Annotated in this window: 18 protein-coding genes; 7 read left to right on the top strand and 11 right to left on the bottom strand. The window is 65.1% G+C overall.

Annotated elements, in window-relative coordinates:
• Positions 1-75 precede the first annotated feature (75 nt).
• Complete coding sequence (locus OG874_RS37035) at positions 76-1,143, top strand: NAD(P)H-dependent amine dehydrogenase family protein (protein WP_330251692.1); 1,068 nt, start codon at positions 76-78, stop codon at positions 1,141-1,143.
• Between the two features lie 23 nt (positions 1,144-1,166).
• Positions 1,167-1,802: a TetR family transcriptional regulator gene (locus OG874_RS37030; protein WP_330251691.1), complete on the top strand. Its 636-nt coding sequence runs from the start codon at positions 1,167-1,169 to the stop codon at positions 1,800-1,802.
• Here OG874_RS37030 and OG874_RS37025 read toward each other — a convergent pair.
• The 7 genes from OG874_RS37025 to OG874_RS36995 form a co-directional block, all read right to left on the bottom strand.
• Entirely contained in the window at positions 1,799-2,638 is an 840-nt protein-coding gene (locus OG874_RS37025) for an alpha/beta fold hydrolase (RefSeq protein WP_330251690.1), read from the bottom strand. The two genes, OG874_RS37030 and OG874_RS37025, sit on opposite strands and share 4 nt — an antisense overlap.
• Positions 2,639-2,663: 25 nt before the next feature.
• Positions 2,664-3,323: a DUF998 domain-containing protein gene (locus OG874_RS37020; protein ID WP_330251689.1), complete on the bottom strand. Its 660-nt coding sequence runs from the start codon at positions 3,321-3,323 to the stop codon at positions 2,664-2,666.
• Positions 3,324-3,372: 49 nt separating this feature from the next.
• Positions 3,373-3,867 carry a GNAT family N-acetyltransferase gene (locus OG874_RS37015; RefSeq protein ID WP_330251688.1) on the bottom strand — a complete coding sequence of 165 codons (495 nt, stop codon included), beginning with the start codon at positions 3,865-3,867 and terminating at the stop codon, positions 3,373-3,375.
• A gap of 63 nt (positions 3,868-3,930) precedes the next feature.
• Positions 3,931-4,227 (bottom strand): hypothetical protein, encoded by a 297-nt coding sequence (locus tag OG874_RS37010; protein WP_330251687.1) that lies wholly within the window; start codon positions 4,225-4,227, stop codon positions 3,931-3,933.
• 98 nt (positions 4,228-4,325) lie between these two features.
• Complete coding sequence (locus OG874_RS37005; protein ID WP_330251686.1) at positions 4,326-5,051, bottom strand: amino acid ABC transporter ATP-binding protein; 726 nt, start codon at positions 5,049-5,051, stop codon at positions 4,326-4,328.
• Positions 5,052-5,054: 3 nt separating this feature from the next.
• Positions 5,055-6,848: an ABC transporter substrate-binding protein/permease gene (locus tag OG874_RS37000; RefSeq protein ID WP_330251685.1), complete on the bottom strand. Its 1,794-nt coding sequence runs from the start codon at positions 6,846-6,848 to the stop codon at positions 5,055-5,057.
• A 171-nt stretch (positions 6,849-7,019) separates the two neighbouring features.
• The gene (locus tag OG874_RS36995) at positions 7,020-7,814 is read right to left on the bottom strand and encodes an LLM class F420-dependent oxidoreductase (RefSeq protein WP_330251684.1); all 795 of its coding nucleotides are present in this window, start codon (positions 7,812-7,814) and stop codon (positions 7,020-7,022) included.
• A gap of 449 nt (positions 7,815-8,263) precedes the next feature.
• Between OG874_RS36995 and OG874_RS36990 the strand changes: the two genes are divergently transcribed.
• Both OG874_RS36990 and OG874_RS36985 read left to right on the top strand, forming a co-directional pair.
• Positions 8,264-9,013 carry a response regulator gene (locus tag OG874_RS36990; RefSeq protein WP_330251683.1) on the top strand — a complete coding sequence of 250 codons (750 nt, stop codon included), beginning with the start codon at positions 8,264-8,266 and terminating at the stop codon, positions 9,011-9,013.
• Positions 9,014-9,243: 230 nt separating this feature from the next.
• Positions 9,244-10,002, top strand: coding sequence for a response regulator (locus tag OG874_RS36985; protein ID WP_330251682.1), 759 nt, complete (start codon positions 9,244-9,246; stop codon positions 10,000-10,002).
• Positions 10,003-10,104: 102 nt separating this feature from the next.
• On the opposite strand, the gene OG874_RS36980 is transcribed toward OG874_RS36985, so the two are convergent.
• Together OG874_RS36980 and OG874_RS36975 are read right to left on the bottom strand one after the other, a co-directional pair.
• Positions 10,105-10,416: a hypothetical protein gene (locus OG874_RS36980; protein WP_330251681.1), complete on the bottom strand. Its 312-nt coding sequence runs from the start codon at positions 10,414-10,416 to the stop codon at positions 10,105-10,107.
• A 341-nt stretch (positions 10,417-10,757) separates the two neighbouring features.
• Complete coding sequence (locus OG874_RS36975; protein WP_330251680.1) at positions 10,758-10,889, bottom strand: hypothetical protein; 132 nt, start codon at positions 10,887-10,889, stop codon at positions 10,758-10,760.
• Between OG874_RS36975 and OG874_RS36970 the strand changes: the two genes are divergently transcribed.
• Both OG874_RS36970 and OG874_RS36965 read left to right on the top strand, forming a co-directional pair.
• The gene (locus OG874_RS36970) at positions 10,888-11,286 is read left to right on the top strand and encodes an OmpA family protein (RefSeq protein WP_330251679.1); all 399 of its coding nucleotides are present in this window, start codon (positions 10,888-10,890) and stop codon (positions 11,284-11,286) included. The genes OG874_RS36975 and OG874_RS36970 overlap by 2 nt on opposite strands.
• Before the next feature lie 177 nt (positions 11,287-11,463).
• Entirely contained in the window at positions 11,464-12,552 is a 1,089-nt protein-coding gene (locus tag OG874_RS36965) for an ABC transporter ATP-binding protein (protein ID WP_330251678.1), read from the top strand.
• Between the two features lie 80 nt (positions 12,553-12,632).
• On the opposite strand, the gene OG874_RS36960 is transcribed toward OG874_RS36965, so the two are convergent.
• Positions 12,633-13,238 (bottom strand): hypothetical protein, encoded by a 606-nt coding sequence (locus tag OG874_RS36960; RefSeq protein ID WP_330251677.1) that lies wholly within the window; start codon positions 13,236-13,238, stop codon positions 12,633-12,635.
• Between the two features lie 55 nt (positions 13,239-13,293).
• Entirely contained in the window at positions 13,294-13,812 is a 519-nt protein-coding gene (locus OG874_RS36955; protein ID WP_442943187.1) for a winged helix-turn-helix transcriptional regulator, read from the bottom strand.
• A gap of 102 nt (positions 13,813-13,914) precedes the next feature.
• Here OG874_RS36955 and OG874_RS36950 point away from each other — a divergent pair, with 102 nt between their 5' ends.
• Complete coding sequence (locus OG874_RS36950; protein ID WP_330251675.1) at positions 13,915-15,084, top strand: thiolase family protein; 1,170 nt, start codon at positions 13,915-13,917, stop codon at positions 15,082-15,084.
• The last annotated feature ends 4 nt before the right edge of the window (positions 15,085-15,088 follow it).

Here is a 15,088-nt window from a genome sequence, read left to right as displayed (position 1 = left end):
CGGTTGACACTCGGTGCCAAGTAGGAACACAATCTCATAATAGGTCCGAGTGCTATTTACCTGGGAGGTTCCCCGATGCCGTGGAAAGTCATTCAGTGGGCGACCGGTTCGGTCGGTCGTGCTGCGATCGAATGCATCCAACGTCACCCTGATCTGGAGTTGGTCGGGTGCTGGGTGCACTCGCAAGATAAGAACGGTCGCGATGTCGGCGACCTCATCGGCACGGCCCCGATCGGGGTACGCGCCACCTCGAGTGTCGAGGACATCCTGGCCACCGACGCCGATGCCGTGGTCTACGCGCCGCTGCTGCCGGTTCCGAACGAAGTGGAGGCGTTGCTGCGTTCGGGCAAGAACGTCATCACCCCGGTCGGCTGGTTCTATCCCGACGACGACGACGCTCAGTCGCTGCGGGCGGCCTGCGCCGAAGCACAGGTCACCCTGCACGGAACAGGCATCGATCCCGGCGGAGTCACCGAGATCTTCCCGTTGATGATGACGGCGATGTCCTCGGCGGTGACGTTCGTTCGCGGCGAGGAATTCTCCGATATCCGCAGCTACAGCGCCCCGGATGTGATCCGCCACATCATGCTGTTCGGCGCAACACCCGAAGAAGCAGTCAACGGGCCCATGCTGTCGCTGCTCGACGACGGCTTCCGCCAGTCGGTCCATATGATCCTGGAAACCCTCGGCATCAACAAAGATGACGCCGAGATCCGCGGCAGCCACGGCTACGCAGTCGCCACGGCGCCCATCGATTCCCCCATTGGACAGATCGCACCCGGCCTGGTCGCCGCGCAGCGCTTCCACTGGGAGGCATCGGTCGGCGGCGACGTCGTCGTCCGTATCGGCGTGAACTGGCTGATGGGCGAAGACAACCTCGACCCGCCCTGGAGCTTCGGCGCCGCAGGACAACGCTTCGAAATGGAGGTCAAAGGCGACCCCGACAGTTACGTGGTGATCCACGGCTGGCACGCCGACTCGATCGAAGCCGGACTGGCCCGCAACGACGGAATTGTCGCCACGGCCGCCCATCTGGTCAACTCGATACCCTACGTGTGTGCCGCACCGGCCGGCATCCAAACCGCCGTCGACCTGCCGATGGTCGCCGGTCGCGCACACCCGAAGTTTCTGAAACGACACTGAACCGACTCGTGGGAGGGCCGGAATTGAACTCGCCACAGCCATTGCGCGCACGCCAGCGCGCGCAATTGGTCAACGAGGTACGCGGCGCGGCGCTGCGACTGTTCGCCGAACGCGGATTCGACGCCGTCACCGTCGATGACATCGCCGCCGCGGCCGGGATCTCGAAGAGCACCTTCTTCCGCATCGTCGCCAGCAAGGACATCCTGCTGATCGACCCCCTGCTGGAGGGCATCTCCGCGATCGTGGCGGCCCTCGATGCCCGGCCCTCCACCGAGAACGTCAATGAAGCCCTGATAGCGGCCACGGTGGCCGCCATGACCGCCGCGCAGAGCGCCGAGATCGACCTGTGGCGCGCGGCCATCCGGACGGCGCCGCAGCTGATCAGCCGAGTTACCCTCGTCAGCCAAGACGATCAAGCCACGCTGATCGAACTTGTCGCTCACCGCATGGGGACCAACCACAACCCCGCGGCAGACCCTCGCCCCGGCCTGCTCGTCACCATCACCCTCGCCGCCAGCGAGTACGTCTTCCGGAACTGGATCACCAACGACCGCCCCGAGGACATGTCACTACCACGACAAGTCGAGAACGCCCTACGCATGGTCCTGCTCACCCCCGACTGGACCGAGTCGCGAGACCAGCATCCGACAACGACCTAGGTGCGGTGGGTGAGGAGGTGTTCCATGATGAGGCGGGTCAGGGCTTCGGGGGCCTGCTCGGGGATCCAGTGGGAGATGTCTTCGAGCATTTCGAAGCGGTAGGGGGCGGTGACGTGGGCCGCGGTGGCGAGGGCGGCGGTGGAGCCTACGGTGGTGTCCTCGGTGCTCCAGACGTAGAGGGTGGGGACCTGGATCGGGCCGGTTGGTTCGGCGAGATGCATTGCGCGGTACCAATTCAGGGCGGCGGTGAGGGCCTCGGGTTGGGTGAGGCGGTAGATGTAGTCGTCGATGCGGTCCTCCGGAATCTTCCAGTCGAAGATCTGGCGGAGCCCGGATGCGTTGTCGGCCAGCAGCACTCGCTCGGCGACCCGGGGGCGGCGGAGCAGGTTGAAGTACTGGGATCGCTGTGCCTGGTCCTCGTCCTCGGTCATGGCCCGGAGGAATGCGGCGGGATGCGGCAGCGAGACGGCGGTCAGGCTGCGGATGCGTTCGGGCATGGTGGCCGCGGCGGCCCAAGCGACGTAGGCGCCCCAATCGTGGCCGATGAGGTCGAAGCGCTGCCAGTCGAGTTGGTCGGCGATCGCGGCGACATCGCTGACCAACTCCTCGACGCGATAGTCGGCGACCTGCTCCGGGCGGGCACCTGGTGAATAACCGCGCTGATCGGGGGCGACGGCATAGCAGCCACCGCCGCCGAGTGCGGTCAGCTGGAATTCCCACTCGATAGCGGATTCCGGGAAGCCGTGCAGCAGCATGACCTCGCGACCACCGGGCTCGCCGCTGGTGAGGACATCGAAGGTGCCGCTATCGGTGGAGATCTTGGTTGCCTCGATCACCAGGTCGACTCTAGAGGCGCATGGGTCAGCGGGTGGCCGGACGCCCCGCCGCGGCGAGAACGACGACACCGGTGACGATTCGCCACCAGACGAACGGATCGATGGCGAGACGCTCGGCCGCACCGGCGCCGAGAGGTGAGCTGGTCACCGAGGCGATCATGCCGACGAAGCTCGCGCCGAGCATTGCGAGCGTGAACGCTGTGTAACCCCGGTGCGCCCGATACAACCGGGCGATGATCGCCATGATCGCGATACCGGCGAACAGTTCCAGATACGCCCCGGTCGGATGCAGTACCACACGAAGATGACTGCCGTCGGGAGCCTCGCTCGCACTGCCGGGAAAGACCCCGACCAGGACGTTACCGAGGCAGTTGATCAGCGCCAGATAGGTAATCGCCTCGGCCAGTGGAGTTTTCGGGAGTAGCGGTTTCAGCAGGATGGCGGCGGCCAGCACCCAGATGCCGAGCAGCACGAATTCGGCGGACATCAGCGCATGCCACGGCGAGCAGATGAACCTCCCGCTCGGAGCGTCGCCAAGGCATTCGGGCACACCGAGGTCGCTGATCATGTTGCGGGACCAGCTGTAGCCGGGTGGCGCAGGCCAGCGGGCGGCCACGATCGACTCGACGAGGTAGTACGAGCTCGCCAGAATGAGCAGTGCCGCACCGGTTTTCCGGCGGGTCATCGGACGTATCGCAGCGGTGATCGTGGAAACCGCGCGCGCGAACCGCATCTCACAGCTCCAACAACATCTCGAATTCCGGCCGCGGATCGCCGGGCGCGACCAGCCCCTCAACCCCGGTTCGTACGAACCCCTGACGCAAATATAACTGCTCCGCCGCGACATTGCCCATCGCAACCTCGAGCCAGACCTTTTGATGTCCCACGCCGACAGCCCAATCGATCACCGCACGCAGCAGCAGGTCCGACACCCCGGTACCACGGGCCGGCCCGGCGACCCACATCGAAATCAGATGCGCTCCAGCCCGTTCGGGATCATCCAACCCGGCGGCGGTCCCCACGTCGACCCCATCGACACTCGCCAGAAACTGCGCCCGCCCCGCCAGCAGTTCCCGCCAATCCCGTTCCGTCCTGGCCTGCGCCGACTCGAGTGTCGACCCGAAGGCCGCCGGCGCATCCGCCAACGCCCGCAGTCGAATGTCGCGGAACGCCTGCCAGTCCGCAGCTGTCAACAACCGAATTTCGACGTCGCCCACATTGTCACCCACGACACCATCGTGCCGTGTTCGCGCCGATCCGTCGGTTCTGCGGATCGGCGCGAGCGGGTTGGGTCAGTGGTCGTCGTAGTGGCCGTTGTGGGCGGCGTGGCGGTGGCCGTCGTGCAGATAGTCGACATGGTCGCCGTGTTGGACGGCTTCGTGGCCGCAGCCGGGGCCGTGGACATGGTCGTGGCCCGGGTGTTCGGCATGGCCCGCCGGCTCGCATTCGTCCCAGTGGCCGTTGTGTTCGCGGTGCAGGTGGCCGTCGTGGGCGTAGTCGACGTGGTCGTTGTGCTCGACGGTGGTGTGGCCGCAGCCAGGCCCGTGGACATGGTCGTGTGCGGTGTGCTCCAGATGCGCTGTTGTCATGAGACGTCCCTCTTTCCTATCGCTGGACAGGTAGAGCTCGAGCGCCAAATACATTAGCAGGTGCGCATCTATGCAATTTGCTCAGGGTGTGCTGGCGGTCACAGAACCTGCGAAAGAAAACGCTGCAGACGTGGCGTCCGCGGGTTGTCGAACAGCGCGTCCGGGGTCCCGGTTTCGACGACCTGACCGGCGTCCATGAACAGCACGCTGTCGGAAACACTGCGCGCGAAACCCATTTCATGGGTCACCACGATCATCGACATACCCTTGGTCGCCAGCTCGGCCATCAGCGCGAGGATGCCCTTCACCAGCTCCGGATCCAGCGCCGAGGTGGCCTCGTCGAAGAACATGATCTCGGGCTGCATGGCCAGCGCACGCGCGATCGCCACCCGCTGCTGCTGCCCGCCGGACAGGTTCGACGGTCGCGCATCGGCCTTATCGGCCAGCCCGACGACCTCGAGTTGCTCGATGGCCAGCGCCCTGGCCTGCTCCTTCGACAGCCCGCGCAGCTTGCGCGGACCGAGCGCGACATTGTCGGCGACCGTCTTGTGCGGGAACAGGTTGAAGTGCTGGAAGACCATGCCGATGCGCTGGCGCAGCCGGTCGGGATCCTGCTTCAGCACCGATTCGCCGTCCAGCAGCACATCGCCCTGATCGGGTTCGTAGAGGCGGTTCAGCACGCGCAGCAGCGTCGACTTGCCCGAGCCGGACGGCCCGATGACGGTAGTGGTCTTGCCCGCGTCGACGTGGATGTCGACACCGCGCAGCACCTGGTTGTTGCCCAGCCGCAGCTGCAGACCGGTACCGGTGAGGGAGGCACTCATATTTTATCCGCGCCCTTCCGTGATCGTGGCCGCCTCGACCTGGTCGATGGGCTGGTCGGGCCGACCGGTGCGCATCCGGTGGTCGATGTAGTTCACCAGGTGCGTGAGCGGGATGGTCAGCAGCAGATAGACCAGGCCCGCGGCGACCAGTGGGGAGAGATTTCCGGTCTGCGCGTTGAGATCTCGCCCGACCGCGAACAATTCGCGCTGGGTGGCGAGCAGGCCGAGGAAGTAGATCAGCGACGAATCCTTGATCAACGCGATGAACTGGTTCATCAGCGCGGGCAGCACCCGGCGCACGCCCTGCGGGATCACCACCAGCGTCATTGCCTGGCGGTAGCCGAAGCCGATGGCGCGGGCCGCCTCCAGCTGACCGGCCTCGACCGACTGGATACCGGAGCGAAAGATCTCACCGATATAGGCCGAGGCGAGCAGAGCCAGTGCGATCGCGCCCAGCCAGTACGGGTTGTTGCCGGTGATACTGCGGACCACGGGGCCGATGCCGAGCCCGATGATCAGGATGATCACCACGGCGGGCAGGCCGCGGAAGATATCGGTGTAGACCCGGGCGGGCCAGCGCAGCCAGCGGGTCCGGGAGATGCCGGCGACCGCGAGCAACATGCCGAGGACAGTGCCGAGGACGCCCGAAACCAGCGCCAGGATCAGGGTATTCGGCAGACCGGTCTTGAACAGATCGGGAAATGCCTTGCGGTACAAAGACCAGTCGAAGAACGTCTCCTTCAACTGCTGCACCGTCGATTTCGGCGCGCTCTGCGCATCGTCGGTCGGCTTCTTCTCCGCCACGATGGCCGCGAAATCCGGAAGTTGCGGTGCGAGTGCGGCTTTCGAGCCCGGCTTCCAGCCCGGCGGCAGCTGCCGTGGCACCCAGTCCGCGTAGAGCTTGGCGTAGGTGCCGTCGGCGATGACCGCGTCCAGACCGCTGTTGAGCGCGTCGATCAGCGGCTGGTTGTTCTTGGCAACGGCGTAGCCGACGAAGTTGTCCAGGCTGAAGGTGTTCTGTATGACCGAGGTGCCATCGCCCGGCTTGACCTGGCCCTCGGCCTGCGCCGACGGCGCCACCCAGGCGTCCACCTGCCCGGACTTCAGATTCGCGTAGGCGGTCGCGTAGTCCGGAAACTTCACCGGGTCCAGATGCAGCTGGTTGACCACATAGTCGTCCTGCACCGTGCCCTGCACGACGGCGATCCTGGTGCCGCGGCCCAGATCCGAAAAGCCCTTGATTGCACTGCCATTGGCGACGACCAGGGAGAAGTAGCCGAAGTCGTAGCCGTTGGTGAAGCCGACCCGCTCGCGACGCTCGGCGGTGGTGGTGATGTTCGACGAGCCGATATCGAAGCGGCCGCTGGACACCTGCGAGAGCAGCGGTGCGAACTCGGTGCCCGAGAACTCCACCTGCAAACCGAGTTTCGCGCCGATCGCGCGCAGCAGTTCGTTGTCGAAGCCGGTGAACGTACCGGTCGGATTCAAGCAGATACTCGGCGGTGCGTCGCTCAACGTGCCGACGCTCAGCTTGCCCGGGGTCAGCAGCCGCAGTTTGCTGGTGTCGATCGCGGACAGCGGCTGGGTGTTTGCCGTGGTGTACCGATCCTCGCCCGCCGAGGCCGCCGAACCGAGATTCGTCGGCGCCGCCGAGGCCGCACTCAGCCCGGGTGGCGCGCACTGGTTCCGGTCGGATGAGGAGTCGTCGCCGGAACCGCACGCCGTGGCCGCGAGGCCGACGGCGAGCAATACGACGGCCATCAACGCACGAGACCGCACAGCGGGCAGAACAGCCATGACGGGTAACCCTATCGTCCGATCGGGCGCTAATCCGCAGCTACCCTGCCGGGCGCGGTCTTGGCCCGGACCGTTCGCGACGGCCCGGCGTGCGCCGGATCAGTTGCGAACCACCGGTGTCCGAATTCCGATCACAGTGATTCGAACCCTGTCACCGACCCGGCGCTACGCTCAGGCCAGGCCGCTGACCGGTTCCGGATTGATCTCATCGCGCCAGCGGACCGCGCGCTCGACCTCACTGAAGTCGTACTTCGGACCGCTGATGCCGATGGTGAACAGCGTCACCCCCGCCGCCACCAAGGTCGCGGCCTGCTCCGCACCCGGCCACTGCACCGAGCGCTCGATCCGCGCCTGATCGGTACCCACCGCCGCGCAGTGCTCGGCGAGCACCTTGTTCTTGTGCGCGAGCACGTCGAGATCGGCGAAGGTGTGCCACACGTCGGCGTACTCCGCGACCAACCGCAGTGTCTTCTTCTCACCGCCGCCGCCGATCAGGATCGGGATATCCCGGGTCGGCGGTGGATTCAGTTTCTTCAGCCGAGCGGTGAGCCGGGCCATGTTCTCCTTCAGGAGCGCAAGCCTGGTCCCGGGCGTACCGAAGTCGTAGCCGTACTCGTCGTAGTCCTTCTGGAACCACCCGGCGCCGATGCCGAGGATGAGTCGGCCGTCGCTGATGTGGTCGACGGTGCGCGCCATATCAGCGAGCAGGTCCGGATTGCGGTAGCCGCCGCCGGTGACAAGTGCGCCGATCTCGATGCGCTCGGTCTGCTCGGCCCAGGCGCCGAGCATGGTCCAGCATTCGAAATGCGCGCCGTTCGGGTCGCCGGTCAGGGGATAGAAGTGGTCCCAGTTGAAGGCGATATCGACGCCCACGTCTTCGGCCCGCAATACGGCGTCACGCAGGAGTCCGTAGTCGGGGGCATGCTGGGGTTGCAGCTGTACACCGATTCGAACCGGTCGGGTCATGAGTCTGCTCCTCGTCGCTCGATCTGGTTCCCCGATCGAGGCTACCGGCTGACCCGTCCGAGCGACCCGACGAACTGGGGTGTCGGCAATCGCGCCCCCGCCTCCCATACCGACCTCTCGGGTACCGCCTCCCGATAACGCGCGGCAACCGAGTCGGCCGGCCTGACCAGCGCGGGATCGGTACCGGCCACGCTGGCGCACGCCGTGGTCGGCATCCTCGCCGCAACCACACACCCCAACACCTGTTTCCCCCTGGAGCACTTACCATTTCATCATCGTTCCCGAACTACTGCCTTATGCCGATGCCGACCACAAAACGAGCACAATCGATCACCGAATTCTGGAAAGCTGTCTATCCTAAGGAAATACGAGTCGGGGCTGTAAAAAGGCACCAGGACTGCGTAACTCCCACCTTGCCCAATCAAGTGGCCCCAGAGCACGATTGGAGCATGAAGACGGGAATGCGGATTCTGGTGGCGTCACCATTGGGGAAGGTGATCGCTCCGACGTTGATCCGAGAACTTTCCGATCCGGTCGTCACGGTCGCAGTCGACAGGCGGGAGGTGCAGAACGCGATCACCGCGACCTACCGGTTCGATGTCGTCATCGCGGATCTGGTCTGGAACAACCCCGCACTGGAGTTCTCCTTCGATGGTCTCGATGTGGTGAACATGCTGGCGGCGGCGGATCGGCTCGCCCCGATTCTCATTGCGACACAAGGTCATTCGATGGAGCAGGATCTCTTGGACGAGGCACGGCTGCGCCCCGAAGTCGCCGGTGTCTACGCGAAGTCCTCCGGTGTCGCCACCCTGCTGACCGCCATACACGACGCCGCCATCGGCCAACGGTCCATAGCCGATGCCGCGCAGAACACCGTTGCGCCCTTGTACGCGCTCTTCGATGGGCAGCGGGGCTCCACGTCGGGCCGGCTAGCCGGTGCGATCGCCGCGGGCCGAGCCTCCGATGCGCCGACGCTGGCCAGAGCCGCCCAAGTCGGCATCAACACGGCCAACAAGGTGACCAGTACCTACCTCGGCCCGATCATTCAACAACGCGGCGAACACGATCCAGAGATACCCATGACACTCGGCGCCGTCTATCGCTGGTGTGGGCTGCACGCCCGATATCTGACCAGTTGGTGCCGGCGGAACGGCCACGACGATGTGTTGCTGCCGAAATACCGGGCAGATACCGGGTGATACCGTGCGCGCGTCCGACGTCGGCAATATGTTGCCGACCGATCCTTGCGTCAGGTAAACAGCCGCCCTGCGGACGTGGGTCCGAGTCACTAATTGTGCCGCCACACCAAGGCATATGACGCATTTTGCCTACGCCAAATTTTTTCGCATGCCCTGCCAGATATTCATGATGTGATGTCCACAGCCGAACCGACATCGACGGGACGAAACTCATGGGCAAATATGCGAGAATGCGGATTCTTGTTGCATCGCCGTTGGGGATGGTGATCGAGCCGACGCTGTCACGATCGTTCGAAGGATCCGAGGTAACCGTCGCCCTCGACCAGTTGGGCGTGCAAAATGCGATCGAAGAAAACCTTCGATTCGATGTAGTCATCGCGGATCTCATATGGAGCGATCCCCGACTGGAATTCAGATTCGACGGCCTCGATGTCGTAGATATGGTGCATGCCGCCGACCGCAGCACCCCGGTGCTCTTGGCTACCCAAGGCCACAGCATCGAGCAGGATCATTTGGACGAGGCATACCGGCGTTCGGATGATGTCGTCGGCGTGCACGACAAGCCCGCCGGCATCCCGCCGCTCCTTGCCGCGATACACGACGCCGCGAATGGAGGGTGCCAATTCCGCCGCCCCGCCATGCCCCGAGCCACTTCGCTGCACGAACTGTTCGCCGGAGGTCAGGGCGGAACCGCCGGGCGACTGGCCGGGGCGATCGCCTCGGGCCGAACCTGGGACACACCATCGCTGGCGCAGGCGGCCAACGTCGGATTGGACACCGCCGAAGCAGTTGCGAGCACCTTGCTCGGCCCGGTTATCCGCATCCGCGGCGAGCACGGCCCGATCGGCGAGATCACACCGCCAGTGGTCTACCGCTGGTGTGGAATCCACGCCCGCTATCTCATGAGCTGGTGTCGTCGATACGGCCACGCGGATGTCCTGGAACCGCCTGCATCGTCAATCACGGCCACCGGTATCCGGACCCCGTAGCCGGATGGCGTTCCGCGTAACCAGCCGGTAGCGGCCTCGGCCCGTGCCGACGCCACCTGCCAAGCCAGCGACACCGACAATTTCACCGGCCGCACCGCATTTTCACTGCCCCTCTGCTCGTCCGGTCGGGAACGGGCCGGAATTGCCCAACTGGCGTCGACGGAAACTGACCGAGGTCCGCGCAACAGGGTTTTCCGCACGCAGCACCCGGCGGATCTGCCAGACACACACCGACAACACCGCCAGCACACCGCACAGCAGCAGAACCATGGTGGGCAGGTCGCCGATCTTCGTGAAAGGCAGCGAGAAGTACGCCAGCAGTAATACCGACATGATGAAGATCGGCGGCAGCAGCGCGCGGCGGAGTGACCGGTACCGGTCTCCGGCCGATCCGCTGCGAGAACTGTCCGCCATCGGCATCGAAGGGATCCCATCCATGTGGACTTCCGCCCGCTCGCAGTGCTTCGGCTGCTGGATCGGGTGAGCACGCACACGCTGCCCATCGACGCTACGCCGTCACCGCGACGATCACTTCGACTTACGTTTATCCGGTGGCAAAGCCCCGGACTCGGGACAGGATTCCGAGCGACTGCGAAACGACACTCTCGACGACGCGCCTGTGCGAGGATCAGTAACCGGCACCATCAATCGACGTGCGCACGCGGACACTACAGTTCGAGACCGCAGCAGTTCTGACAATTCCCGAAATCGCAATGAAATGCCAGAGATGGATTCTTCGTCGAATACAGGAGCTGTCAAATGATATCCAGCAAAAGCGCCGCCGGAATCGCCGCTACGGCAGTGGTTCTGCTCATGACCGCAGCATGCGGGTCCGACAGCAGTTCACCCGCTGCGACGACCGCATCGACCACGCAGACGAACGGCATGCGCAGCAGTATCGCCGCCACCGCCTCCTCCGTAGTGAGCTCGGCACGCAGCAGCGCACAGCAGACGATCCAAGACGCGATCAACACGGTGCTGGCCGCCGCACCGATCACCTTCACCAGTGGCAGCTCGGACCTCAGCGCGGTCGATATCGCAACCATCAAAGCAGTAGCGCTCCCGCTGGAAGGAAACGACACCAAAATCCAGATCACGACCTACGCCCAGGATTCGAACCCGATCACAGCCAAATCCCTGGCCAACGCCCGTGCCGACAATATCGTGACGGCGCTGGAAGCCGAGGGCATCGACAAGACACGGATCACCGTGCAGGCCGATGCCAACCCGACCGAATCCGATGCTCAGGTCGACGAGGCGGAGATCGCGGTGGTCGGCGACTAGGACGACCCGGTACGGCATCCGGGCGGAAACTGCACGATCAATGGTGGCCCACCGCACCGATCTGATGCGCGAACTCGAGCATATCGTGCGCGAAGCGAGCACACCCAGTAGTATCGCCGGTCAACCCTGTACTCGGATCGTCCGGCACGTTCCTGCCGGGATGGGATGTGATTTGTCATGGCCACTGTGACCTTCGATAGCGCGACCCGGCTCTACCCCGGCTCGACCAAACCCGCCGTCGACAAGCTGGATCTGGAGATCGCCGACGGGGAATTCCTCGTCCTGGTCGGTCCTTCGGGCTGCGGTAAGTCGACCTCGCTGCGGATGCTCGCCGGACTCGAGGATGTCGACGGCGGGCGCATTCTGATCGGCGCCAACGATGTCACGCACGCCGAACCCAAGGAACGCGATATCGCGATGGTGTTCCAGAACTACGCGCTCTACCCGCATATGACCGTCGCCGAGAATATGGGCTTCGCGCTCAAGCTGGCCAAGGTCGCGAAGGCGGAGAAAGAGCGTCGGGTACTGGAGGCGGCCAAACTGCTCGACCTGGAGCCGTACCTGACTCGCAAGCCGAAGGCACTGTCCGGCGGTCAGCGCCAGCGCGTCGCGATGGGCCGGGCGATCGTGCGCCAGCCGCAGGTGTTCCTGATGGACGAGCCGCTGTCGAACCTCGATGCGAAGCTGCGCGTGCAGACCCGCACCCAGATCGCGCAGTTGCAGCGCCGTCTCGGCACCACCACCGTCTACGTCACCCACGACCAGGTCGAGGCGATGACCATGGGCGATCGGGTCGCGGTGCTCAAGGACGGACTGTTGCAGCAGTGCGCGACACCTCGTGACCTGTACCGGGATCCGGCGAATGTCTTCGTCGCCGGATTCATGGGCTCGCCCGCGATGAACCTGTTCACGCTGCCGGTCGCCGACGCTGCCGTTGAGCTCGGTGGCGCCACGCTGCCGGTGCCGCGTTCGGTCGCGGAAGCGGCGGAGGGCTCGGTGGTGGTCGGTGTTCGACCGGAACATCTCGAACTCGGCGGCGACAAGTCGGGCATCCTGATGGAGGTCGACGTGGTGGAGGAACTCGGCTCCGACGCCTACATCTACGGCCGCACGGTCGCCGAGGGTGCGACGAACGGCGCGGGCGAAACTATTGTCGCCCGGGCGGATTGGCGTAACCCGCCCGCAAAGGGCAACCGGGTGCAGCTGGCGGCCTCGCCGGAACATACCTACTTCTTCTCCGCCGTCGATGGTCGCCGCCTGGCCTGACCCGGGTCTCGATTGCGCTGAGCGTGCACTTTTCGGGCAATTCCTGCGAAAAGTGCACGCTCAGAACAGTTTCCGAGCTTTCAGCGGACCGCTTGGAGGGCCGCGAGTGCTGTCTCGGTGACCGCCTGCCGAGCTTGTTCAGCGGTGCCCGGGTGCGTATAGAAGTTCACCCAGAACAGATCCGCGCCGCGTCGAACGACAGCCGAACCCTTCCCCGTGCCGCCCTCACCCTCGTCGCTGTCGACAGCACAGGCCGCGTCACCGAGGCCGCTCGTCGTGTGGAACTGCCCGGCAACCGAACTACCCGCACAGGATTCGACGAGCGCGTCGGCGGCGCGCTCGGCCCCCGAGTCCCACCCGACCTGGCCATATCGCAGCAACCGCACCCCCAGGAAGCCATAGCTATCCGAGCCGATCGGGCGGTCCTCGGCGGTGTAGTACTCACAAGCCGCATCCGGCCCCGAGGAGTAGATCGCCTTGGACTCGGGCACACCATCCGGGACCAAACGCTCGAAGAGGCCGGAACCGATTGCCGCGCACAGATCGGGCGGGGCCGCGGCGGGCGGATGCGAGTCCTCGTACCAGGACAGGAGTTTCACGTAGGCGGCGAAGCCCCCGACCATGAGAATTACGGCGGCCAGTGGCAGCAGGCAGCCCATCAGGCGCGGCGATGTAGACGACGGCATATTCTCCCCCTCGGATTTCGAGCGAGTGTAGGCGCAGACGTCGGCGCGCGATGAACTACGACTCGACTCGGGCGCGACGGTTGCGCGCATACTCCGGATTCAGCCGCACACCCAGCTTTTCCAGCTCGATCTCGTTCCCCGTATCGCTGCGGACCTGAACCCGGACCGGCGCGCCGGTCGACTCCTCGACCAGCAGCAGCGGCGCGGGCCCCGACTGCAGATACGCATCACCCCATTGCATGAGCGCGAGCACCGCGGGCAGTAGGTCGCGCCCCATATCGGTGAGCACGTACTCGTGCCGGGTGCGTTTACCCGCTTCCTGATATGGCCGTTTGGCGAGCAGGCCCGCCTCGGTGAGCTTGCGGAGTTGGCCGGCGGCGGCCGCATCGGTGATGCCGACGCGCGCGGCGAAGCCGTCGAAACGCGTCGTGCCGTAGTACGCCTCGCGCAGGATCAGCACCACCGAGCGGGTGCCGATCATGTCCATCGCCTTCGCGATCGAGCACTCATCGGGTTGCCACGCACTCAGATCGGCCAACGGTCCTTCCATCACGGCTGCCATGACGAACATCATAGCGATATCTGACTTGAGTTGACTATATCCAGGCGTTAACCTGACTATAATCCAATAGAGCCAGGCGCAGGAGCTCGGCTCACGGTTCGAAAGGGAGCCACCATGAGAGACGCGGTGATCGTCGAAGCGGTACGCACGCCGATCGGCAAGGGCAAGCCGAACGGGGCACTGCACAACGTCAACGCGGTGGACCTGCTGGCGCACAGCCTGCGCGAGGTAGTGGACCGCAGCGGCATCGATCCGGTGCTCATCGATGATGTGATCGGCGGCGTCGTCACCCAGTTCGGCGAACAGGGCGCCAATATGACCCGGCGCGCGGCGCTGGCGGCGGGCTATCCGGAATCGGTGCCCGCGACCACGGTCGACCGGCAGTGCGGTAGCAGCCAGCAGGCCATTCATTTCGCCGCACAGGGCGTGATCTCCGGCGCGTACGACATCGTGGTCGCGGCGGGCGTGGAGTCGATGGGCCGGATTCCGATGGGCGCCAACCTGGTCGGATCCGAGGACCTGTCCGGCGTCGGCTTCGCCGCGCGCTACCCGGAGGGGCTGGTATCGCAGGGCATCAGCGCCGAACTGATCGCCGCCAAATGGGGCCTGACCCGCACCCAACTCGACGAGTTCGCCCTTGGCAGCCACGAAAAGGCCGCGCTGGCAACGAAGAACGGATTGTTCAGCAGGGAACTCGCCCCGATCAACGGGCTGAGCACCGACGAGGGCATCCGGGTCGGCAGCACGCTGGAAACCCTCGGCAAGCTGCGCCCGGCCTACTACGACCCGGCCATGGCCGAACGCTTTCCGCAGATCGGCTGGGAAATCACCGCCGCGACCGCGAGCCAGGTCAGCGATGGCAGTGCCGCGGTACTGATCATGACCAGCGAGCGCGCCAAGGAACTCGGCCTGCGGCCGCTGGCCCGGCTGCACAGCTTCGCGGTGGTGGGTGACGATCCGCTGCTCATGCTGACCGCGGTCATCCCGGCGACCCGAAAGGTGTTGCAGCGCGCCGGACTCCAGCTCTCCGATATCGATCTGATCGAGATCAACGAGGCGTTCTCCCCGGTGGTCCTGGCCTGGGCGCAGGACACCGGCGCGGATCTGTCCCGAGTCAACGTCAACGGCGGCGCCATCGCCATCGGCCATCCGCTCGGCGCGTCCGGCGCCCGCCTGATGACCACCCTGGTGTCCGCCATGCAGGACCGCGGCGCCCGCTACGGCCTGCAAACCATGTGCGAGGCAGGCGGTTTGGCGAACGCGACCATTCTCGAACGACTCTGACGAA

The organism is Nocardia sp. NBC_00565, from assembly GCF_036345915.1.
Classification (GTDB): Bacteria; Actinomycetota; Actinomycetes; order Mycobacteriales; family Mycobacteriaceae; genus Nocardia.
The sequence above is the reverse complement of the archived record's forward strand: the minus strand, read 5'-3'. Positions and strand labels throughout refer to the sequence as shown.

Coding starts and splice junctions, on each gene's coding strand:
- OG874_RS37020 (WP_330251689.1), bottom strand. CDS start 3,323: ATGACCCGCCGGAAAACCGGTGCGGCACTGCTCATTCTGGCGAGCTCG.
- OG874_RS36990 (WP_330251683.1), top strand. CDS start 8,264: ATGAAGACGGGAATGCGGATTCTGGTGGCGTCACCATTGGGGAAGGTG.
- OG874_RS36980 (WP_330251681.1), bottom strand. CDS start 10,416: ATGGCGGACAGTTCTCGCAGCGGATCGGCCGGAGACCGGTACCGGTCA.
- OG874_RS36975 (WP_330251680.1), bottom strand. CDS start 10,889: ATGCCGTTCGTCTGCGTGGTCGATGCGGTCGTCGCAGCGGGTGAACTG.
- OG874_RS36985 (WP_330251682.1), top strand. CDS start 9,244: ATGCGGATTCTTGTTGCATCGCCGTTGGGGATGGTGATCGAGCCGACG.
- OG874_RS37035 (WP_330251692.1), top strand. CDS start 76: ATGCCGTGGAAAGTCATTCAGTGGGCGACCGGTTCGGTCGGTCGTGCT.
- OG874_RS37010 (WP_330251687.1), bottom strand. CDS start 4,227: ATGACAACAGCGCATCTGGAGCACACCGCACACGACCATGTCCACGGG.
- OG874_RS36955 (WP_442943187.1), bottom strand. CDS start 13,812: ATGATGTTCGTCATGGCAGCCGTGATGGAAGGACCGTTGGCCGATCTG.
- OG874_RS36950 (WP_330251675.1), top strand. CDS start 13,915: ATGAGAGACGCGGTGATCGTCGAAGCGGTACGCACGCCGATCGGCAAG.
- OG874_RS37000 (WP_330251685.1), bottom strand. CDS start 6,848: ATGGCTGTTCTGCCCGCTGTGCGGTCTCGTGCGTTGATGGCCGTCGTA.
- OG874_RS36960 (WP_330251677.1), bottom strand. CDS start 13,238: ATGCCGTCGTCTACATCGCCGCGCCTGATGGGCTGCCTGCTGCCACTG.
- OG874_RS36965 (WP_330251678.1), top strand. CDS start 11,464: ATGGCCACTGTGACCTTCGATAGCGCGACCCGGCTCTACCCCGGCTCG.
- OG874_RS36995 (WP_330251684.1), bottom strand. CDS start 7,814: ATGACCCGACCGGTTCGAATCGGTGTACAGCTGCAACCCCAGCATGCC.
- OG874_RS37005 (WP_330251686.1), bottom strand. CDS start 5,051: ATGAGTGCCTCCCTCACCGGTACCGGTCTGCAGCTGCGGCTGGGCAAC.
- OG874_RS36970 (WP_330251679.1), top strand. CDS start 10,888: ATGCGCAGCAGTATCGCCGCCACCGCCTCCTCCGTAGTGAGCTCGGCA.